The sequence below is a fragment of the Gemmiger formicilis genome (assembly GCF_900167555.1).
Taxonomy (GTDB): Bacteria; Bacillota; Clostridia; order Oscillospirales; family Ruminococcaceae; genus Gemmiger; species Gemmiger formicilis.
Genome location: NZ_FUYF01000007.1, coordinates 94,173 through 111,319 on the forward strand (window position 1 = coordinate 94,173; position 17,147 = coordinate 111,319).

Consider the following 17,147-nt stretch of genomic DNA (forward strand, 5'->3'; position numbering starts at 1 on the left):
ATAGAGGAAGGAACGTGCAAGCTATGCAGATCTTCAACACCATGACCCGCCAGAAAGAGGAGTTTGTCCCCCAGAAGGAGGGCGAGTACCGCATCTATGTCTGCGGCCCGACGGTTTACAACTATATCCACATCGGCAATGCGCGCCCGATGATCGTCTTTGACACGCTGCGCCGCTATCTGGAATACTGCGGCAACAAGGTCTACTATGTCTCCAACATCACCGATATTGATGACAAGCTCATCAAAAAGGGCCAGGAGGAGGGCACCTCGATGCAGGAGGTCGCCCGCAAGTTTGAGGCCGAGTACATCAGGGATTCCGACGGTCTGAACGTCAAGGCCCCCACCGTGCGCCCCCGCGCTACCGAGCATATCGGCGAGATCATCCACATCGTCAAGGACCTCGTGGACTCCGGCCACGCCTATGTGGCCCGCAACGGGGATGTCTACTTCCGCGTCAAGTCCGACCCCGGCTATGGCAAGCTGAGCCACCTGAACCTCGACGACCTCGAGAGCGGCAACCGTGAGCTGCGCAGCCGTATGGACGACGACCTGAAGGAGGACCCCGCCGATTTCGCAGTCTGGAAGGCCGCCAAGCCCGGCGAGCCCTACTGGGAGAGCCCCTGGGGCCACGGCCGCCCCGGCTGGCACATTGAGTGCAGCGCCATGGCCCGCAAGCACCTGGGCAAGACCATCGACCTGCACGCCGGCGGTCAGGACCTGATCTTCCCCCACCACGAGAACGAGATCGCCCAGAGCGAGTGCGCCAACGGCTGCACCTTCAGCCGCTACTGGATGCACAACGGCTTCCTGAACATCAACAACGAGAAGATGTCCAAGAGCGCAAACAACTTCTTCACGGTGCGCGAAATCGCCGACAAGTATGGCTACGAGCCGATCCGCTACTTTATGCTGACGGCTGGCTACCGCATGCCGCTGAATTACACCGTTGAGCTGATCGAGAGCTGCAAGAACAGCCTCGAGCGGATGTACACCTGCCGCGACAACCTCGATTTTGCCATCGAGCATGCCCACGGCACCGACACGGCGCTGGTGGAAAAGTGCGAGGATGCGCGCAAAAAGTTCAAGGCCGCCATGGACGACGACCTGAATACGCCGGACGCTCTGGCTGCGATTTTCGATCTGGTCAAGGACATCAACACGCTGTCCGATGCCTCCGACAAAGCGACGCTGGAGACTGCCGCCAAGACGTTTGATGAGCTGACCGGCGTGCTGGGCCTGCTGTACAACCGCAAAAAGACCGACAGCATCCCCGCAGAGGTCACCGCACTGGTCGAGGAGCGCGCTGCCGCCAAGAAGGCCAAGGACTGGGGCCGCGCGGACGCCATCCGTGCCCAGCTGACCGAGATGGGCTGGAGTGTCACCGACACGGCGCAGGGCCCGAAGCTCGCGAAGCTGTAAGATCATTTCAAAAAAACAGATGCAGGGGCGGCCTGCGCATCTGCGCCGCAGGGCGCGGGTGCGTGGGCTTGCCCCTGATTTTGTGTGTAACATGACGAAGCAACGAACAAAATCAAATAAGAGCCTCTGGGTGCTGTTGGGCGGTGCCCTGCTGCTGCGCCTGGTGCTGGCCCTTGTGACGGACGGCTACCCCTACGACATGAGCTGCTTTGTGGCCTGGGGCGACAAGCTGGCCGCCGAGGGTCCCGCCGCTTTTTACAGCGAGGGCTACTTTGCCGACTACCCGCCCGGCTACCTCTGGGTGCTGGGGCTGGTGGGGGCCATCCGCGCGGCGCTGCACATCGCCTACGAGTCCAAGTGGACGTATTTTCTGCTGGCGCTCGTGCCGTCGCTCTGTGACTGCGGGCTGGCGTGGCTCGTCTACAGAACGGCAAAGTGCAGCAGCCGGGGCGTGAAGGAGCATACCGCGCTGGTGCTGACGGCGTTTACGGCGTTCAACCCGCTGATGCTGTTCGACACCGGTGTCTGGAAGCAGATCGACGGTGCGTTTGCGCTGCCGCTTGTGCTCTGCTTTGTGCTGCTGGAGCAGCGGCGCTACCTGCCCGCCGCCGTGCTGTATGGCTTGGCGCTGGCCATCAAGCCGCAGGCGCTGCTGTTCGGCCCGGTGCTGGCGGTGTGCTATCTGGCGGCAATTGCGCTGGAAAAGGACCGCCTGCGCGCCTTTGGCCGCTGCTTTGGCGGCGCGGCGCTGGCACTGCTGCCGCCGCTGCTGACAGGTCTGCCTTTTTTTGGCGTTGTGCAGTTGATCCCGAAGCTGATCGACAAATACACCGGCACAATGTCCGGCTACCCCTACGCGACGATCAACGCCTTTAACTGGCTGGCGGCGCTGGGCGGCAACTGGAAGGGGCAGGCTGACCCGGCATTGTTTGGCATCAGCTGGCAGCAGCTTGGGTGCCTCAACATTCTGCTGGTCACGGCGGGGCTGGCGTATTTTGCGGCGCGCAGCGTGCGGGGCGGGTGGTTCTCACCGCTGCTGTTGGCGGCGTACTACGGCATCGGCATTTTTACGCTTGCGCACTGTATGCACGAGCGCTACATGGTGCCCGGTGTGCTGCTGACGCTGCTGGCCGCCGCGCACTGGAACGACATCCGCCTGTATGCGGCGGGCGTGGGCCTGTCGCTGACCGGCTTCATCAATCTGGCCACGGTCTACTCGCAGACCGGCACCAACGATGAATGGCTGACGAGCGCGACCAGCTCGACAGTGGCCGTCCTGACCGGCCTTGGGGAGACGGTCTGCTTTGTGCTGCTGATCTTTGCAGTGTGGGATATTGCCCGCCATGGCCACACGCTGGCCCTGCCCGAGACAAAGCCGGAAACTGCCCCGCCCGTGCCCGCACCGCAGCCGAAATGGACCCGCCGCGAGGTGGGTGCGCTGTTGGCGCTGACGGCGGCCACGGCGGTGCTGAGCTTTAGCTATCTCGGCAGCCGCACCGCGCCGCAGGACCCGCTGGACGCGACAGGCACGGCGCTCTCCGAGAGTGTGACGCTGGACGGCAGCGCGGTATCGCTGTGGGTCTACCCGGGCATCTCGTTCGGCGGCAGCATGACGGTGACCGATGCCAACGGCAGCACGGTCTTTGAAAAGGAACTGAACTACGGCACCTGCTTCAGCTGGACAGCGAACGACGTGCAGCTGGCGGCGGGCACCCAGCTGACGGTCATGGTCGAGAACGCCCAGCTGTTTGAGCTGGCGTTCCGCGATGCCAACGGCCGACTGGTGCCGGTCACGGGCGGCGGCGCGCTGTTTGACGAGCAGACCGCCGTGCCCGACACGATCAGCCAGCTGAACAGCATGTATTTTGACGAGATTTACCATGGCCGCACCGGCTATGAGCAGCTGCACAAAATGCCCGTCTACGAGACGACCCATCCGCCGCTGGGCAAGGACCTGATCATGGTCGGCATTGCGCTGTTCGGCATGACGGCATTCGGCTGGCGGTTCGCGGGTACGCTGTTCGGCGTGCTGCTGGTGCCGCTGGCGTGGTGCTTTGTGCGCCGCCTGACCCGCAAACCGTGGGCGGCAGCCACCGCAGGCGTGCTGCTGGCGCTGGATTTTATGCGCTTTTCCCAAAGCCGTCTGGCAACGATTGACATTTACGGTACGTTTTTTATCCTGCTGGGAGCCTACTGTATGGTGTGGTACTGCCAGCGGGTGCTGACCGACGGCGTGAACCGTGCCCTGCTGCCGATGGCGCTGGGCGGCGTTGCGTTCGGGCTGGGCTGCGCAGCCAAGTGGACCGGCATCTACGCCGGGGCCGGGCTGGCCGTGCTGTATCTGGGCGTGCTCTATGCGCGCTGGCAGCAGAAAAGGCCCGGCTTCCGGGCGGAGTTCCGCACCGCGGCGGTGGGCGGCGTGCTGTTTTATGTGCTGCTGCCGCTCTGCCTCTACATTGGGTCCTATTTGCCGTACTGGTGGCGCGATCCGACGTTCAGCCTCAGCGATTGGTGGCAGTGCCAGGTGTCGATGTTCAGCTACCACGCGACGCTGAAGGCGACCCATCCGTTTGAGAGCCGCTGGTACACTTGGCTGCTGGGCCTGCGCCCGGTGTGGTACTACCGCAACGGTTACCTGCCCTACGGCATGAAGGCCAGCATTGCGGGCATGGCCGGGCCGGTCATCTGGCTGGTCGGGCTGGCGGCGCTGGTCGGGCTTTTGTGGCATCAGGTCAGCGGGCGCGGCAGCCGCCAGGGCGCGGGCGTGCTGATTTTGTACGGCACGCAGCTCATCCCGTGGATGCTGGTGACGCGCTGCACCTTCCTGTACCATTATTTCCCCAGCTCGATGTTCTGTCTGGCGGCGCTGGCACTGGTGCTGGCGCGGATGAAGCACGTAGACTGGGCGAAAAAGATCGCCGCGGGTCTCTGCGTGGTGGCGTTCGTCCTGTTTGTGGTCTATTATCCGGCGCTCTCCGGCCTGCCCATTCCCGCCTGGTGGGCTGACGCCCTGAATGCCCTGCCAAGCTTTGGGTTCTATTAAAAAAAGCCTCCCTTGTCAAAGGGAGGTGCCGAGGGCAGCGAGGCGGAGGGATTCCAGCCCGTTTGCCCGGTGAGAAACCAGGAGGAGTAACTGCCTGTATGAATGGCAAGCACAACAAAGCGCTGACCCCGATAGCGCGAAAGCTCCGCAAGGATATGACCAGGGAGGAACGTCATCTCTGGTACGATTTCCTGCGGGAGTACCCGATCCGCTTTTTGCGGCAAAAGGTCATCGGCAGCTATGTGGTGGACTTTTACTGCGCCGCAGCCAAGCTGGTGGTAGAATTGGATGGGTCGCAGCATTACGAGGAGAAGGGCATTGCTGACGACCAGACGCGCACGGAGTTCCTGCAAAAATATGATTTGCGGGTGCTGCGGTTTGCCAACAACGATGTGATGAAGAATTTTGAAGGGGTATGTACTGTCATTGATAGGGAAGTGCAGGAATCCCTCCGCGTATAAGGGGTGCCCTCCGTGAGGCCGCGGGAATCCCTCCGGCCTTGCCGGGGCTCGGCCACCTCCCTTTGACAAGGGAGGCTAAAAAACGCTGCGGTAACGGGAGATGACTCCTGTTACCGCAGCGCTTTTGTTTTGTTGTTTTAAAGTTCCTTTCTTATAAGAAAGGAACACCGTGCCCCATCAAGCCTCCGGCAGATAAATATGATGCGGCAACCCCTCGACGTAGATGGGGGTCAGCTCGGCCTGAACGAGGGGCAGGGCGTAGGCCAGGAACTCGTCGGTCATCGCGGTGTGGTCGGCGTTGACCCACTCCAGCGGGACCTTCTTCTCGAGGTTTGCGACCTCGCTGATCGGGTGCAGGCTCGTGCCGCACTGGTACGGCGCATTGGAGATGCGGTCCAGCGCGACCATCTCGCCGGTGTGGCCCTCAAACGCGGCCTTGGCAGCGGCACCGCCGACCTGATACGCCTCGGTGATGTCGGTGCGGCTCGTCAGATGGCCCGCGCAGCGCTGCAGCGTCGAAAGCTCGATGCAGCGGGTCTTGGTGTCCAGACGGCGTGCAACGGTGTTTGCCAGGAAGCGCGCCGTACCGGTCAAAGCCTTGTGGCCGAACGCATCCACCGCGTGGACATCGTCAGCCAGCTCGCAGACGTAGCGGCCATCCTCGAGCTTGACGCCCTCGGACACGGCGATGACAATGGACGGCTTCTCCTTCTGCATCCGCTCGACCTTCTCGACGAAGTGATCCACATTGAACGGAACCTCGGGCAGGCAGATCATGTCCACGCCCTCGCAGTCCTCGGCTTTCGCCAGCGCCGCGGCGGCGGTCAGCCAGCCCGCATTGCGGCCCATGATCTCGACGATGGTCACGTACTTCGTGCCGTAGACCGTCGCATCGCGGATGATCTCCTTCATCACAACGCCGATGTACTTGGCCGCACTGCCGTAGCCGGGGGTGTGGTCGGTGACCATCAGGTCATTGTCGATGGTCTTGGGCACGCCCATAAAGCGGATGTCGCTGCCGATGTGTGCGCCGTAGTCGGCCAGCTTGCCGATGGTGTCCATCGAGTCATTGCCGCCGATGTAGAAGAAGTAGCCGATGTCCAGCTCCTTCAAGATCTCGAACAGCCGGATGTAGACTCTCTCGCCCTCGGCGGTGTGCCAGTCGGGCAGCTTATAGCGGCAGGAACCCAGATAGCTGGACGGGGTGCGCTTCAAAAGCTCAATGTCCAGCGCGGTTTTCAGCTTGTCGTCCAGCACGCAGGTGCGGCGCTCCAGCAGACCGGCTACGCCGTGCAGCATGCCGTAGACCTTGCCTGCGCCGCGGCGCTTGCAGCTCTCATACACGCCGGCCAGGCTTGCGTTGATGACCGAGGTGGGGCCGCCGGACTGACCAACGATTGCGTTTTTTGCCATGGTTTTCCTCCTTGCAGGCGGAGCCTGCAGCTTGTGGGTGGGTGCTCCCGGCAGAGGGTAGAGGTACCGCGGAGCAAACGAATTTTGTCATCCTCAGTGTATCATGCCGGAGCAGGTTTGACCATTGCGGCAGTTGCCTAAATAGCGGCGCGGCTATCGCAGATTCCCGATTCCGCAGTGCGGAACGGTCATGCGCGGCACAATTCTGTATATGGAAATCTGTTCCGCGGTATGGAATTTTGCGCTGCAAAAAACTGCAAGAATGATTCCGAAACTTTGCAAAAATTGCGAAACGGCAAAACATTGTGCAAGTTGACGAAGGTGTTGGATTTTTGACCGGCTGCAGGGCAAGGTGCCGGAGGGGCTCTGCCACTCTGCGGTTCACGCAAACTTTTTTGTAATACCATCTTGACACCACCCCTCAACCGTGCTATTCTTTAACCATCAAAAGCGTTGAAGAGGAAAAGTACCGCTCCATATCCGCACAGAGAGCCTGGCGTCTGGTGTAAGCCGGGACGGGGACAGGGCGCGAAAGAACACCTCCGAGCTGCAGCCTGAAATGCAAAAAGTAGGGTGTGCCGCAGGCCGTGCGTTACAGCGGCAGCGTTTCAAAGGTGAACGTGTACGGAAAAAGTGACCGTATGCCGTCATTTCGGCTGCGGTAATTTAGGTGGCACCGCGGATCCAAGACAGCGATTCGTCCTAATGCAGGGCGAATGGGCTGTCTTTTTTGTTTACCATTCGGAGGGTGTAAGACGTAAACCGAAAAGGAGAAACAAACAATGTGCTGCATCATGGGTTATGCCGGGCATGATCTGCCCAAGGAAACTTTCACCGAATATCTGCTGCGTACCACCAGCCGCGGCCCGGACGACCAGCGCGTGGCCGAGACCGAGTTCGGCCTGCTGGGCTTTGGCCGTCTGGCCATCATGGGCCTGACGCCCGAGGGCATGCAGCCCTTTTTCCGCGGTGCGGACTGCGTGGCCTGCAACGGCGAGCTGTACGGCTTCCGCCCCGTCAAGGCCGAGCTGGAGGCCGAGGGCTACACGTTCGAGTCCGACTCCGACTGCGAGATCATCCTGCCGCTCTACTACAAGTACGGCCTTGACATGTTCAGGCACCTCGACGCCGAGTTCGCCATGATCCTGTACGACAGCCGCAAAAAGCTGCTGATCGCCGCACGCGACCCCATCGGCATCCGCCCGCTGTTCTACGGCTACAGTGAGTCGGGGCACATTGCCTTTGCGTCCGAGGCGAAAAACCTCGTGGGCCTGTGCAAAAAAATCTATCCGTTCCCGATTGGCAGCTACTACTGCAACGGTCAGTTTGTGCGCTACTGCGACATTGCCGATACGCCCGCCTACAGCCAGGACGAGCTGCCCGAGATTTTGACGAACATCCGCGAAAAGCTGGTTGCCGGTGTGGACAAGCGCCTTGACGCCGACACGCCGGTTGGCTTCCTGCTGTCGGGCGGTCTTGATTCGAGCCTGGTCTGCGCGATTGCGGCCAAGAAGCTGGGCAAGCCGATCCACACGTTCGCTATCGGCATGAGTGAGGACGCCATTGACCTGAAATACGCCAAGCAGGTGGCCGACTACCTGCACGCCGATCACACCGAAGTCATCATCAACCGCGACATCGTGCTGGACGCGCTGGAAAAGGTCGTCGCCATGCTCGGCACCTGGGATATTACCACCATCCGCGCGTCGGTGGGCATGTATCTGGTCTGCAAGTACATCCACGAGCACACCGACATCCGCGTGCTGCTGACCGGCGAGATCTCCGATGAGCTGTTCGGCTACAAGTACACCGACTACGCGCCGTCCGCCGCCGCATTCCAGACCGAGAGCCAGAAGCGCATCCGCGAGCTGTATATGTACGACGTGCTGCGCGCGGACCGCTCCATCAGCGTGAACAGCCTCGAGGCCCGCGTGCCGTTCGGTGATCTGGATTTTGTGCGTTACGTCATGAGCATCGACCCGGCCAAAAAGCTGAACACCTACGGCAAGGGCAAGTATCTGCTGCGCAAGGCGTTTGAGGGCGACTGGCTGCCCGAGAGCATCCTCTGGCGCGAGAAGGCCGCCTTCAGCGATGCCGTCGGCCATTCGATGGTGGATGACCTGAAGGAGTACGCCGAGACGGTCTACACGGACCGCGACTTTGCCGAGAAGTGCGGCAAGTACACCTACGCCCGCCCGTTTACCAAAGAAAGCCTGCTGTACCGCGAAATTTTTGAGAAGTATTATCCCGGTCAGGCCGAGATGATCGTCGATTACTGGATGCCCAACAAGGCATGGCCTCACTGCGATGTCAACGATCCCAGCGCCCGCGTGCTGGCAAACTACGGCGCAAGCGGGCAATAAGGGGAAAGCTGCCCAAAGCCCCTCAGGCCTCGTAAACTCGGCCAGCTCCCCACTCCGTGGGGCGCCTTATTGCGCGGGCTTTGCCCGCGAGAAAGCCTCCTCACGAAGTGGGGAGGTGGCCGCGCGAAGCAAGGCCGGAAGGGCTTTACCCGTTGACCTTTACAAAAAGCTTTCTCTTGCATTTCCCCAAAATCTATGTATAATTAAAATTGTTTTCGCAGAGTAGAGACCTGCGCGTGGGGCTTGGCCCCGAAGTGCCTGACCAACGGGGAGTTGTGGCAGGACGAAGTGACGGAAACGTCCGCGGTGCAGGTTTCGCATCCCACTGCTGCATGATGGTGTGCAACGGCGGATGCGGCGTTGTGCCCATCCGACAAAAATTGCCTCCTCCCTTGTGCGGCAACGCACAAAGGAGGATTTTTTATGTGCGAACAAAAGCTGTCCGTCTTTTCCGCTGACTACTGGCGCGCTGCCCGGCGTGAGCTGAACAACCCGCGGGTGCTGGCCTTTTCGGGGCTGGTCTGCGCCATGGCCATCGTGCTGGAAAGCCTGCCCATCTACCTGCTGGGGCCGAGCCTGAAAATTTACTTCAGCTTCCTCGCCGTCTCGCTGGGCTGCATGTGCTACGGCCCCGTCGTTGGCATGATGGCCGGGGCTATCATTGATACGGTGGGTTTCCTGCTGGCAGGCTACGGCGAGCCGTATTTCCCCGGCTACCTCATTACGGCCATGCTGTCGGGACTGATCTACGGCGTTATGCTGTACCGCCAAAAACCGACGCTGCCGCGCATTATTGTGACACGGCTCATCATAAACTACGGCAGCAACGTCCTGCTGGGCAGCGTCTGGAAGGCGATGCTCTACGGCAAGGGCTACCTTTACTATTTCACCTCGGGTCTGGTAAAGAACACGACGATGCTGCCCATCGAGGTGTTCCTGACCTGGGTCGTGCTCAACGCCGCCGTAAGGCAGGGGCTGGACAGAAAGTTTATCCATAAGAGGTAAAAGCCTCCCTGTGAGGAGGGCGGACCCAAAAGTAAAAGTCATACTTTTGCACAATAAAGTATGACTTTTACTTTTTTTCGTTGTGCGTCCTGCCCAGTGTACTGTCTGCACAGGCAAAACATTTACCTGTTTTGCTGAACTTTTCACAAAAATTTAAAAATTATTGCAAACGGATCGTAAAGCGGCTACAATGGGTCTTGCAAGGCAGCAAAATGCGTCAATTCCCGGCAGATTCCGGCAGGAAGCGACGCATTTTTGCCGTTTTTCTGTACACACAACAGGGAGGAACAATACACATGAAGAAACTGATGGGCATTCTGCTGGCCGCCTCTATGGTGTTCAGCCTGGCCGCCTGTGGTTCCACCGCTGACACTGCTGCCAGCAGCGCCGCCGGTACCACCGCTACTGCAGAGGGCAGCAGCAACAACCAGGCCCCCGACGTCAAGGTCGGTGCTATCATTCTGGGCGACGAGACCGAAGGCTACAGCGCCGCGCACATCAACGGCATCAAGGAAGCTGCCGCCGAGCTGGGCATGTCCGATGACCAGATCGTCTGGAAGTACAAGATCGCTGAGGGCGGCGTCACCGCCGACGCAGCCGAGGACCTTGTCGGCCAGGGCTGCAACCTGATCATCTCCAACTCCTACGGCCATCAGACCTATATGGAGGAGGAAGCCGAGAAGTACCCTGACATCAACTTTGTGGCCATGACCGGTGACTTCGCCGCTATCTCCGACCTCGATAACTTCTACAACGCCTTTACCGCCGTCTACCAGAGCCGCTATGTCTCCGGTGTCGTCGCAGGCATGAAGGTCAAGGAGCTGGTCGAGTCCGGCACCCTGACCCCCGAGACCCAGCCCGACAGCTTCACCGCTGACGGCAAGGTCAAGATCGGCTACGTCGGCGCCTACAACTACGCCGAGGTCGTCTCCGGCTACACCGCCTTCTTCCTGGGCGTCCAGAGCGTTTACCCCGATGTCCAGATGGAGGTCATGTACACGAACTCCTGGTTCGACATCGACAAGGAGGGCGCTGCCGCCGAGGCCCTGATCGCCAACGGTGCGGTCATCATCGGCCAGCACGCTGACTCCACCGGTGCCCCCGCTGCCACCCAGAAGCTGAAGGACTCCGGCAAGATCTGCTACTCCATCGGCTACAACATCGACATGCTCGACACCGCCCCCACCGCTGCCCTGACCTCCGCGACGAACGTCTGGAAGGTCTACTACAAGGAGCTGTTCGAGGGTGCTCAGGCCGGCAACATCCCGCAGGATTGGTGCAAGGGCTATGAGGATGGCGCTGTTGCCATCACCGACCTTGGCCCCGAAGTTGCCGACGGCACCGCCGAGAAGGTTGCCGAGGTGGAGGCTGCGCTGAAGGACGGCAGCCTGCACGTCTTTGACACCAGCAAGTTCACCGTCGACGGCGCGGAGGTCACCACCGCCCCCATCGACCTGACCTACTACGATTTCAGCACCGGTTCTCCTGTGGCTGTCTATCAGGGCGAGACCAAAGAGGCCATCTCCGACGGTTACTTCCACGAGGGTGAGCTGCGTGCAGCCCCGACGTTTGCCCTGCGCATCGATGGCATCATCGAGGACGCTGACCCCGTCGCCTGATTCTGACTGAATCTAAAGGGAAGACTGCGGTGGAACCGCAGCCTTCCCTTTTGGTGGTTATATCTGTCGTTACAAATCAGGCCGTAGGGGCGCATTCCATATGCGCCCGTGTAGCTTACGGCAGGTACCGCGGGCGGATATAGAATCCGCCCCTACGGATCACAAAATTGTTCCTACCCAATTTATAAATACCATCCGAAAGGAGCCTGCACAATGGCGCAGAACGAATATGCTGTGCGCTTGGAGCACGTCACCAAGACCTTTGGCCCCGTCGTGGCCAACAAGGATGTTTCCCTGGGCGTGCGCCGCGGCGAGATTCTGGCCCTGCTGGGCGAAAACGGCAGCGGCAAGACGACCCTGATGAACATGATCGCCGGTATCTACTTCCCCGACGAGGGCGAGATCTATGTCGGCGACAAGGCGGCGACCATCCGCTCCCCCCGCGACGCGCTGGACCTGGGCATCGGCATGATCCACCAGCACTTCAAGCTCGTGGACGTGTTCTCCGCGACGGAGAATATCGCCCTGTCGATGGGCAGCGGCGAGAAGTTCGACCTGAAAAAGGTCCACGACAAGGCCCGCGCCATCTGCGAAAAGTACGAGTTCGCCCTTGACCTCGACCAGAAGGTCTACGAGATGAGCGTCAGCCAGAAGCAGACGCTGGAGATCGTCAAGGTGCTGTACCGCGGCGCGGACATCCTGATCCTCGACGAGCCTACGGCAGTTCTGACCCCGCAGGAGACCGAGAAGCTGTTCAGCGTCATCCGCAACATGAAGGCCGACGGCAAGGCGGTCATCATCATCACCCACAAGCTGCACGAGGTCCTGTCCATCAGTGACCGTGTCGCCATCCTGCGCAAGGGCGAGTATGTCGGCGACATCGCCACAAAGGACGCCGACGAGGCCAAGCTGACCGAGATGATGGTCGGCGAGAAGGTCGAACTGAACATTGAACGCCCCGAGCCGGTCAACCCGGTCAAGCGGCTGGACATTGAACATCTGACCGTCCGCAGCGCCGAGGGCATCACCGTGCTGGACGATGCGTCCTTCCCGGTCTACGGCGGCGAGATCCTCGGCATTGCGGGCATCTCCGGCAACGGCCAGAAGGAGCTGCTGGAGGCCATTGCCGGTTTGCAGCCCGCCGAGAGCGGCGCAAGCATCGAGTATTACGCGCCCGACGCTGCCGCACCCGTGCAGCTCGTCGGCAAAAGCCCCAAGGCCATCCGCGAGGCGGGCATCCACCTGTCCTTTGTGCCCGAGGATCGTCTGGGCATGGGTCTGGTCGGCTCGATGGGCATGACCGACAACATGATGCTGAAAAGCTACGGCAAGGGCCATTCGCCCATCGTGGACCGCAAGGCCCCGCTGGCGCTGGCCGAGACGATCAAGAAAGAGCTGGGCGTCGTCACGCCCGACCTGAACACCCCGGTCTCCCGCCTGTCGGGCGGCAACGTCCAGAAGGTGCTGGTGGGCCGTGAGCTGGCCGCCGACCCCATCGTCCTAATGACCGCCTACGCGGTGCGCGGTCTGGACATCAACACGTCCTACACGATCTATCACCTGCTCAACGAGCAGAAAAAGCGCGGTGTGGCGGTTATTTACGTCGGTGAGGACCTCGACGTGCTGCTGGAGCTGTGTGACCGCATCGTTGTGCTGTGCGGCGGCAAGGTCAACGGCATTCTCGATGGCCGCAAGACCACGAAGGAGGAGGTCGGTCTGCGAATGACCAACCTGGTAAAGGAGGAGCAGGCATGAGTCAGACTGCCACTGCGGCCCGCGAGCCGCTGCTGCGCATTGCCAAGCGTGAGGGCACGACGATGCCCCAGAAGATCGCCGTGCGCGCCATCGCCATTCTGCTGGCGCTGGTCGTCGATGCGCTGTTTATCTTTTTCGTCACCGGCCTGAACCCGCTGTCCGTCTATGGCGTCATGTGGAGCGGCACCTTCGCCAACATGACCCGCTTCAGCTGGATGCTGCGCGACCTGTCCACGCTGCTCTGTGTCGGCATCGCGCTGGCCCCGGCCTTCAAGATGCGCTTCTGGAACTGCGGCGGCGAGGGCCAGATCCTGATCGGCGGCCTGACTGCCGCCCTCATCATGGTGTATCAGGGCAACAATCTGCCGCTGCCGCTGCTGTTTGCCGCCATGGCGCTGGGCAGCATTGCCGCGGGTGCACTGTGGGGCTTCATCCCCGCGTGGTTCAAGTCCCGCTGGAACACGAACGAGACGCTGTTCACTCTGATGATGAACTACGTTGCTACGTCCATTGTTGCCTGCATGACCAACATCATGCGCGGCCAGGCGTCGAGCCTCGGCACGCTGAACAAGGCGACCAAGGCCGGCTGGTTCCCCGTCATTATGGGCCAGCGCTACACCATCAACATCATTGTGGTCATCGTGCTGACCTTCGTCATGTACGCTTATCTGCGCTTTTCCAAGCAGGGCTATGAGATCAGCGTTGTCGGCGAGAGCGAGAACACCGCGCGGTATGCGGGCATCAACGTCCGCCGCGTCACGGTGCGCACGATGCTGATCTCCGGCGCGATCTGCGGCCTGTGCGGCTTCCTGATCGTGGCCGGCAAGGATCAGACCATCTCCACGGCGTCCGCCAACGGGCGCGGCTTTACGGCCATTATTGTCGCATGGCTGGCCAAGTTCAACACCTTCTATATGGCGCTCATCTCGTTCCTGCTGGTTTTCCTCGAGCGCGGTGCGTCGGAGATCGCGTCTGCGTACTCGCTGAACGAGTACGCCGCCGACATCATCACCGGCATCATCCTGTTCTTCATTCTGGGCAGTGAGTTCTTCATCAACTACCGCGTCATCCCCCGCGGCGCACACAAGGAGGGCAAGTGATATGCACAGCAGTCTGATTGCGTGGATCATGCGCGCCATCCCGTTTGGCACAATTATTATGTACGGTGCGCTGGGCGAGACCGTGACCGAGAAATCCGGCAACCTGAACCTCGGCGTGCCGGGCATCATGTACCTGGGTGGCTTCGCGGGCTTTGCCAGCGCCTGGGCCTATGAGAACAGCGCTGCCAACCCCAACGGCTTTGTCAGCATCCTGATCGCCCTGTCCTGCGCCATTCTGGCCTCGATGGCGGGCGGCCTGATCTATGCGTTCCTGACCATCTCCCTGCGCGCCAACCAGAACGTCACCGGTCTGGCGCTGACGACCTTCGGCATGGGTGTGGCAAACTTCTTCGGCGTGTTTATCCTGAACGGCGCCAGCTACTCCGCCGCTCCCATCGCCAACAAGGCGTTCAGCGCCAAAATTCCCGTGCTGTCGGGTCTGGGCGACATCGGGCAGGTCGTGTTCTCCTACGGTTTTCTCGTCTATGCGGCCATCCTGCTGGCTGTGGTGCTGCACTGGTTCCTGACCCGCACCCGTGCGGGCCTGAATCTGCGCGCCGTCGGTGAGAACCCCGCCACCGCGGACGCCGCGGGCATCAACGTTACGCTGTACAAGTACCTGTCCACCTGCATCGGCGCGGGTATCTGCGGCATCGGCGGCCTGTACTATGTACTGGACTACAACCAGGGCATCTGGGCGACCACCGGCCAGATCGAGGCGCTGGGCTGGCTGGCCGTGGCGCTGGTCATTTTCACGACCTGGAAGCCGCTGAACGCCATCTGGGGCGCGTACCTGTTCGGTATGCTCTATTGGCTGTACCAGTTCCTGCCGTCGCTGCTCGGCATTACGATGGCCAGCCACATCACCGACCTTGTGCAGATGCTGCCCTACGTCGTCACGATCATCGTCCTGATTGTCGTTTCGATGCGCAAGAAGAAGGAGAACCAGCCCCCGGCTCATCTGGGTCTGGCCTACTTCCGCGAGGAGCGGTAAGGTTGCCTTCCCCCGTGGGGGAAGGTGGCCGAGGCCCCGCCCGAGGCCGGATGAGGGGCGGCCTAGTGGCTGCTGCCCGTGAATGGGAAGTGGCCGTAAGCTTTGCCCTCATCAGTCGCCTGCGGGCGACAGCTTCCCCCGAGGGGGAAGCCTTATAGAAAAGTCCGTGCGGCGCATCTTTCTAAGATGTGCCGCCTTTTTTCATGCTTCTTTCAAAAATTCAACACATTTGCAATATATACTAAATTTTGTCAAAAAATCTCCGAAAACAGAAGGGAACCCGGTATGGCAGAAAAAACACAAACCCGACGCGGCCCGCTCGGCTGGGTCAAACGCCACAAAAAGCTGACGATCTTTTTGGTCATTGTGCTGGTCGCGGCCCTCGTTCTCGTGAACGTGCTGGGCAAGACCGACAAGGCCGCCGCCGATAGCTATCAGTTCGTGCGCACCACCGTGCTGACCAAAACGACCCTGAGCGATACGGTCAGCGTGACCGGCACGGTCAAGGCCGGCAGCAGCGCCAGCGTCACGGCGTCGGATTCCGTCAAGACCTACAAGGTCACGGCAGTCAACGTCGCTGTCGGTGACACGGTCAGGAAGGGCGATGTCATCGCCACGCTGGACACCACCGACGTGGAAAAGCAGATCGCCAACGCGCAGCTGCAGCTCAGCGACACCCGGACCGACGCCCGGAAGAACTACACCCAGGCCGTCGAGGATCAGACGACAAACCTGGCTACGGCGCAGGAAAATCTCGATAAGGCGCAGAAGAACTACGACACGCTGGGCATTGATGACTACTATACCTCGATGGCGTCCGCCGCCAACAGCGGCAAGACGAACCGTGAGATCGTCACCGACTGGTACACCCGCTACGCCGAGGAGATCGCCGGGTACGAGAACACCCTTGCCAACCTGAACATTCAGCTGACCCAGGCCCAGCAGGACGGCGACACGGCCCGCGCAGACGGCCTGCAGGGCCAGATCGCGGATTACACCAACCGGGAAAATATCGCCAAGGGCCAGTGCAGCATCCCAGAGCTGGGCCTGCAGGGCTTTGACGCCGTCAGCCAGACCTACAATAAAATTGAGCAGTACCGCGAGGCGTTGGAACAGGCGCAGCAGTCCTATCAGAACAGCGCGACAAGCGCGTACCGCAGCGTGGACAACGCCGAGACGAAGCTCGCGCAGTCCCAGCGCGAGGACGACACCCTGACCAATCTGCAGACCGCGCTGGAGAACTGCACCCTGACTGCCACGATGGACGGCACAATTACCGCGCTGGACGCCACGGTGGGCGCGGTGTGCAGCGGCACGGTGGCCACGATTCAGGATGTGGACAACCTGACGGTGGAAGTTACGATCCCGGCCAGCTCCGTCGGCAGGCTCAAGACCGGCCTGCAGTGCAACATCACCAGCGACGCCACGGACGACACCGTCACCGGTATCCTGACCCGTATCGACCCTGTCGCCAACGACAACGGCAGCTTTGGCGCTACCGTCACGGTCAACGGGCAGGACAGCGGTCTGCTGGTCGGAATTTCCGCCAAGGTCGAGATCGTCATCAGCACCAAGGACAACGTCTTTACCGTCCCGCGCGACGCCGTGGGCACCAACGACGACGGCAGCACCTACGTGCTGCGCAAGACCGGCGGAGAGGGCGTCGATATGACCTTTGAGCAGGTCGCCGTCACCGAGGGCGACACCAACGACTACTATGTGGAGATCACCGGCAGCGACCTGAACGAGGGCGACGTCATCCGCGCCACGGCGGACCTGACCCAGGGCATTGAGTCTGGCACGTCCGACAGCGATGTGCAGATGATGGAGAACGGCGACCTTTACGTCGGCGACGGCAGCAATATGCCCGAGGGCACCGTCGTCATGGGTGGTCCCGGCGGCGGCCCCGGCGGTCCGGGAGGTCAATAATGCCGGAAAAGACACAACAGTTTGCGCAGAATATTGCCAGGAGC

At 61.0% G+C, this 17,147-nt stretch carries 11 protein-coding genes, 1 riboswitch and 1 other annotated feature; of the genes, 10 read left to right on the forward strand and 1 reads right to left on the reverse strand.

Going from position 1 to position 17,147, the window contains the following annotated elements:
• Positions 1-23 precede the first annotated feature (23 nt).
• From cysS to B5D32_RS07920, 3 genes are all read left to right on the forward strand, one after another.
• On the forward strand, positions 24-1,421 hold the full coding sequence (gene cysS / locus B5D32_RS07910; RefSeq protein ID WP_078784524.1) for a cysteine--tRNA ligase: 1,398 nt from the start codon (positions 24-26) through the stop codon (positions 1,419-1,421).
• Positions 1,422-1,512: 91 nt separating this feature from the next.
• Positions 1,513-4,464 (forward strand): phospholipid carrier-dependent glycosyltransferase, encoded by a 2,952-nt coding sequence (locus B5D32_RS07915; protein ID WP_159447009.1) that lies wholly within the window; start codon positions 1,513-1,515, stop codon positions 4,462-4,464.
• Between the two features lie 98 nt (positions 4,465-4,562).
• Entirely contained in the window at positions 4,563-4,925 is a 363-nt protein-coding gene (locus tag B5D32_RS07920) for an endonuclease domain-containing protein (RefSeq protein WP_078784526.1), read from the forward strand.
• 177 nt (positions 4,926-5,102) lie between these two features.
• Here B5D32_RS07920 and B5D32_RS07925 read toward each other — a convergent pair whose 3' ends face one another.
• Positions 5,103-6,338: a 6-phosphofructokinase gene (locus tag B5D32_RS07925; RefSeq protein WP_078784527.1), complete on the reverse strand. Its 1,236-nt coding sequence runs from the start codon at positions 6,336-6,338 to the stop codon at positions 5,103-5,105.
• A gap of 444 nt (positions 6,339-6,782) precedes the next feature.
• Positions 6,783-7,046 (forward strand) — a binding site (T-box leader).
• Positions 7,047-7,120: 74 nt separating this feature from the next.
• Between B5D32_RS07925 and asnB the strand changes: the two genes are divergently transcribed.
• The 7 genes from asnB (at position 7,121) to B5D32_RS07960 (ending at position 17,103) form a co-directional block, all read left to right on the forward strand.
• Positions 7,121-8,701 (forward strand): asparagine synthase B, encoded by a 1,581-nt coding sequence (gene asnB, locus B5D32_RS07930; RefSeq protein WP_078784528.1) that lies wholly within the window; start codon positions 7,121-7,123, stop codon positions 8,699-8,701.
• A gap of 216 nt (positions 8,702-8,917) precedes the next feature.
• Positions 8,918-9,031: riboswitch (THF riboswitch) on the forward strand.
• Positions 9,032-9,124: 93 nt separating this feature from the next.
• A complete protein-coding gene (locus B5D32_RS07935) occupies positions 9,125-9,706 on the forward strand; it encodes a folate family ECF transporter S component (RefSeq protein WP_078784529.1) in 582 nt (193 codons plus the stop codon).
• Between the two features lie 296 nt (positions 9,707-10,002).
• A complete protein-coding gene (locus B5D32_RS07940) occupies positions 10,003-11,325 on the forward strand; it encodes a BMP family ABC transporter substrate-binding protein (RefSeq protein ID WP_338108540.1) in 1,323 nt (440 codons plus the stop codon).
• Between the two features lie 213 nt (positions 11,326-11,538).
• Complete coding sequence (locus tag B5D32_RS07945; RefSeq protein ID WP_078784530.1) at positions 11,539-13,080, forward strand: ABC transporter ATP-binding protein; 1,542 nt, start codon at positions 11,539-11,541, stop codon at positions 13,078-13,080.
• On the forward strand, positions 13,077-14,180 hold the full coding sequence (locus B5D32_RS07950) for an ABC transporter permease (RefSeq protein WP_078784531.1): 1,104 nt from the start codon (positions 13,077-13,079) through the stop codon (positions 14,178-14,180). Before B5D32_RS07945 ends, B5D32_RS07950 begins: the two co-directional genes overlap by 4 nt.
• A gap of 1 nt (position 14,181) precedes the next feature.
• Complete coding sequence (locus B5D32_RS07955; RefSeq protein ID WP_078784532.1) at positions 14,182-15,174, forward strand: ABC transporter permease; 993 nt, start codon at positions 14,182-14,184, stop codon at positions 15,172-15,174.
• A gap of 285 nt (positions 15,175-15,459) precedes the next feature.
• The gene (locus B5D32_RS07960) at positions 15,460-17,103 is read left to right on the forward strand and encodes an efflux RND transporter periplasmic adaptor subunit (protein ID WP_159447010.1); all 1,644 of its coding nucleotides are present in this window, start codon (positions 15,460-15,462) and stop codon (positions 17,101-17,103) included.
• Positions 17,104-17,147 lie beyond the last annotated feature (44 nt).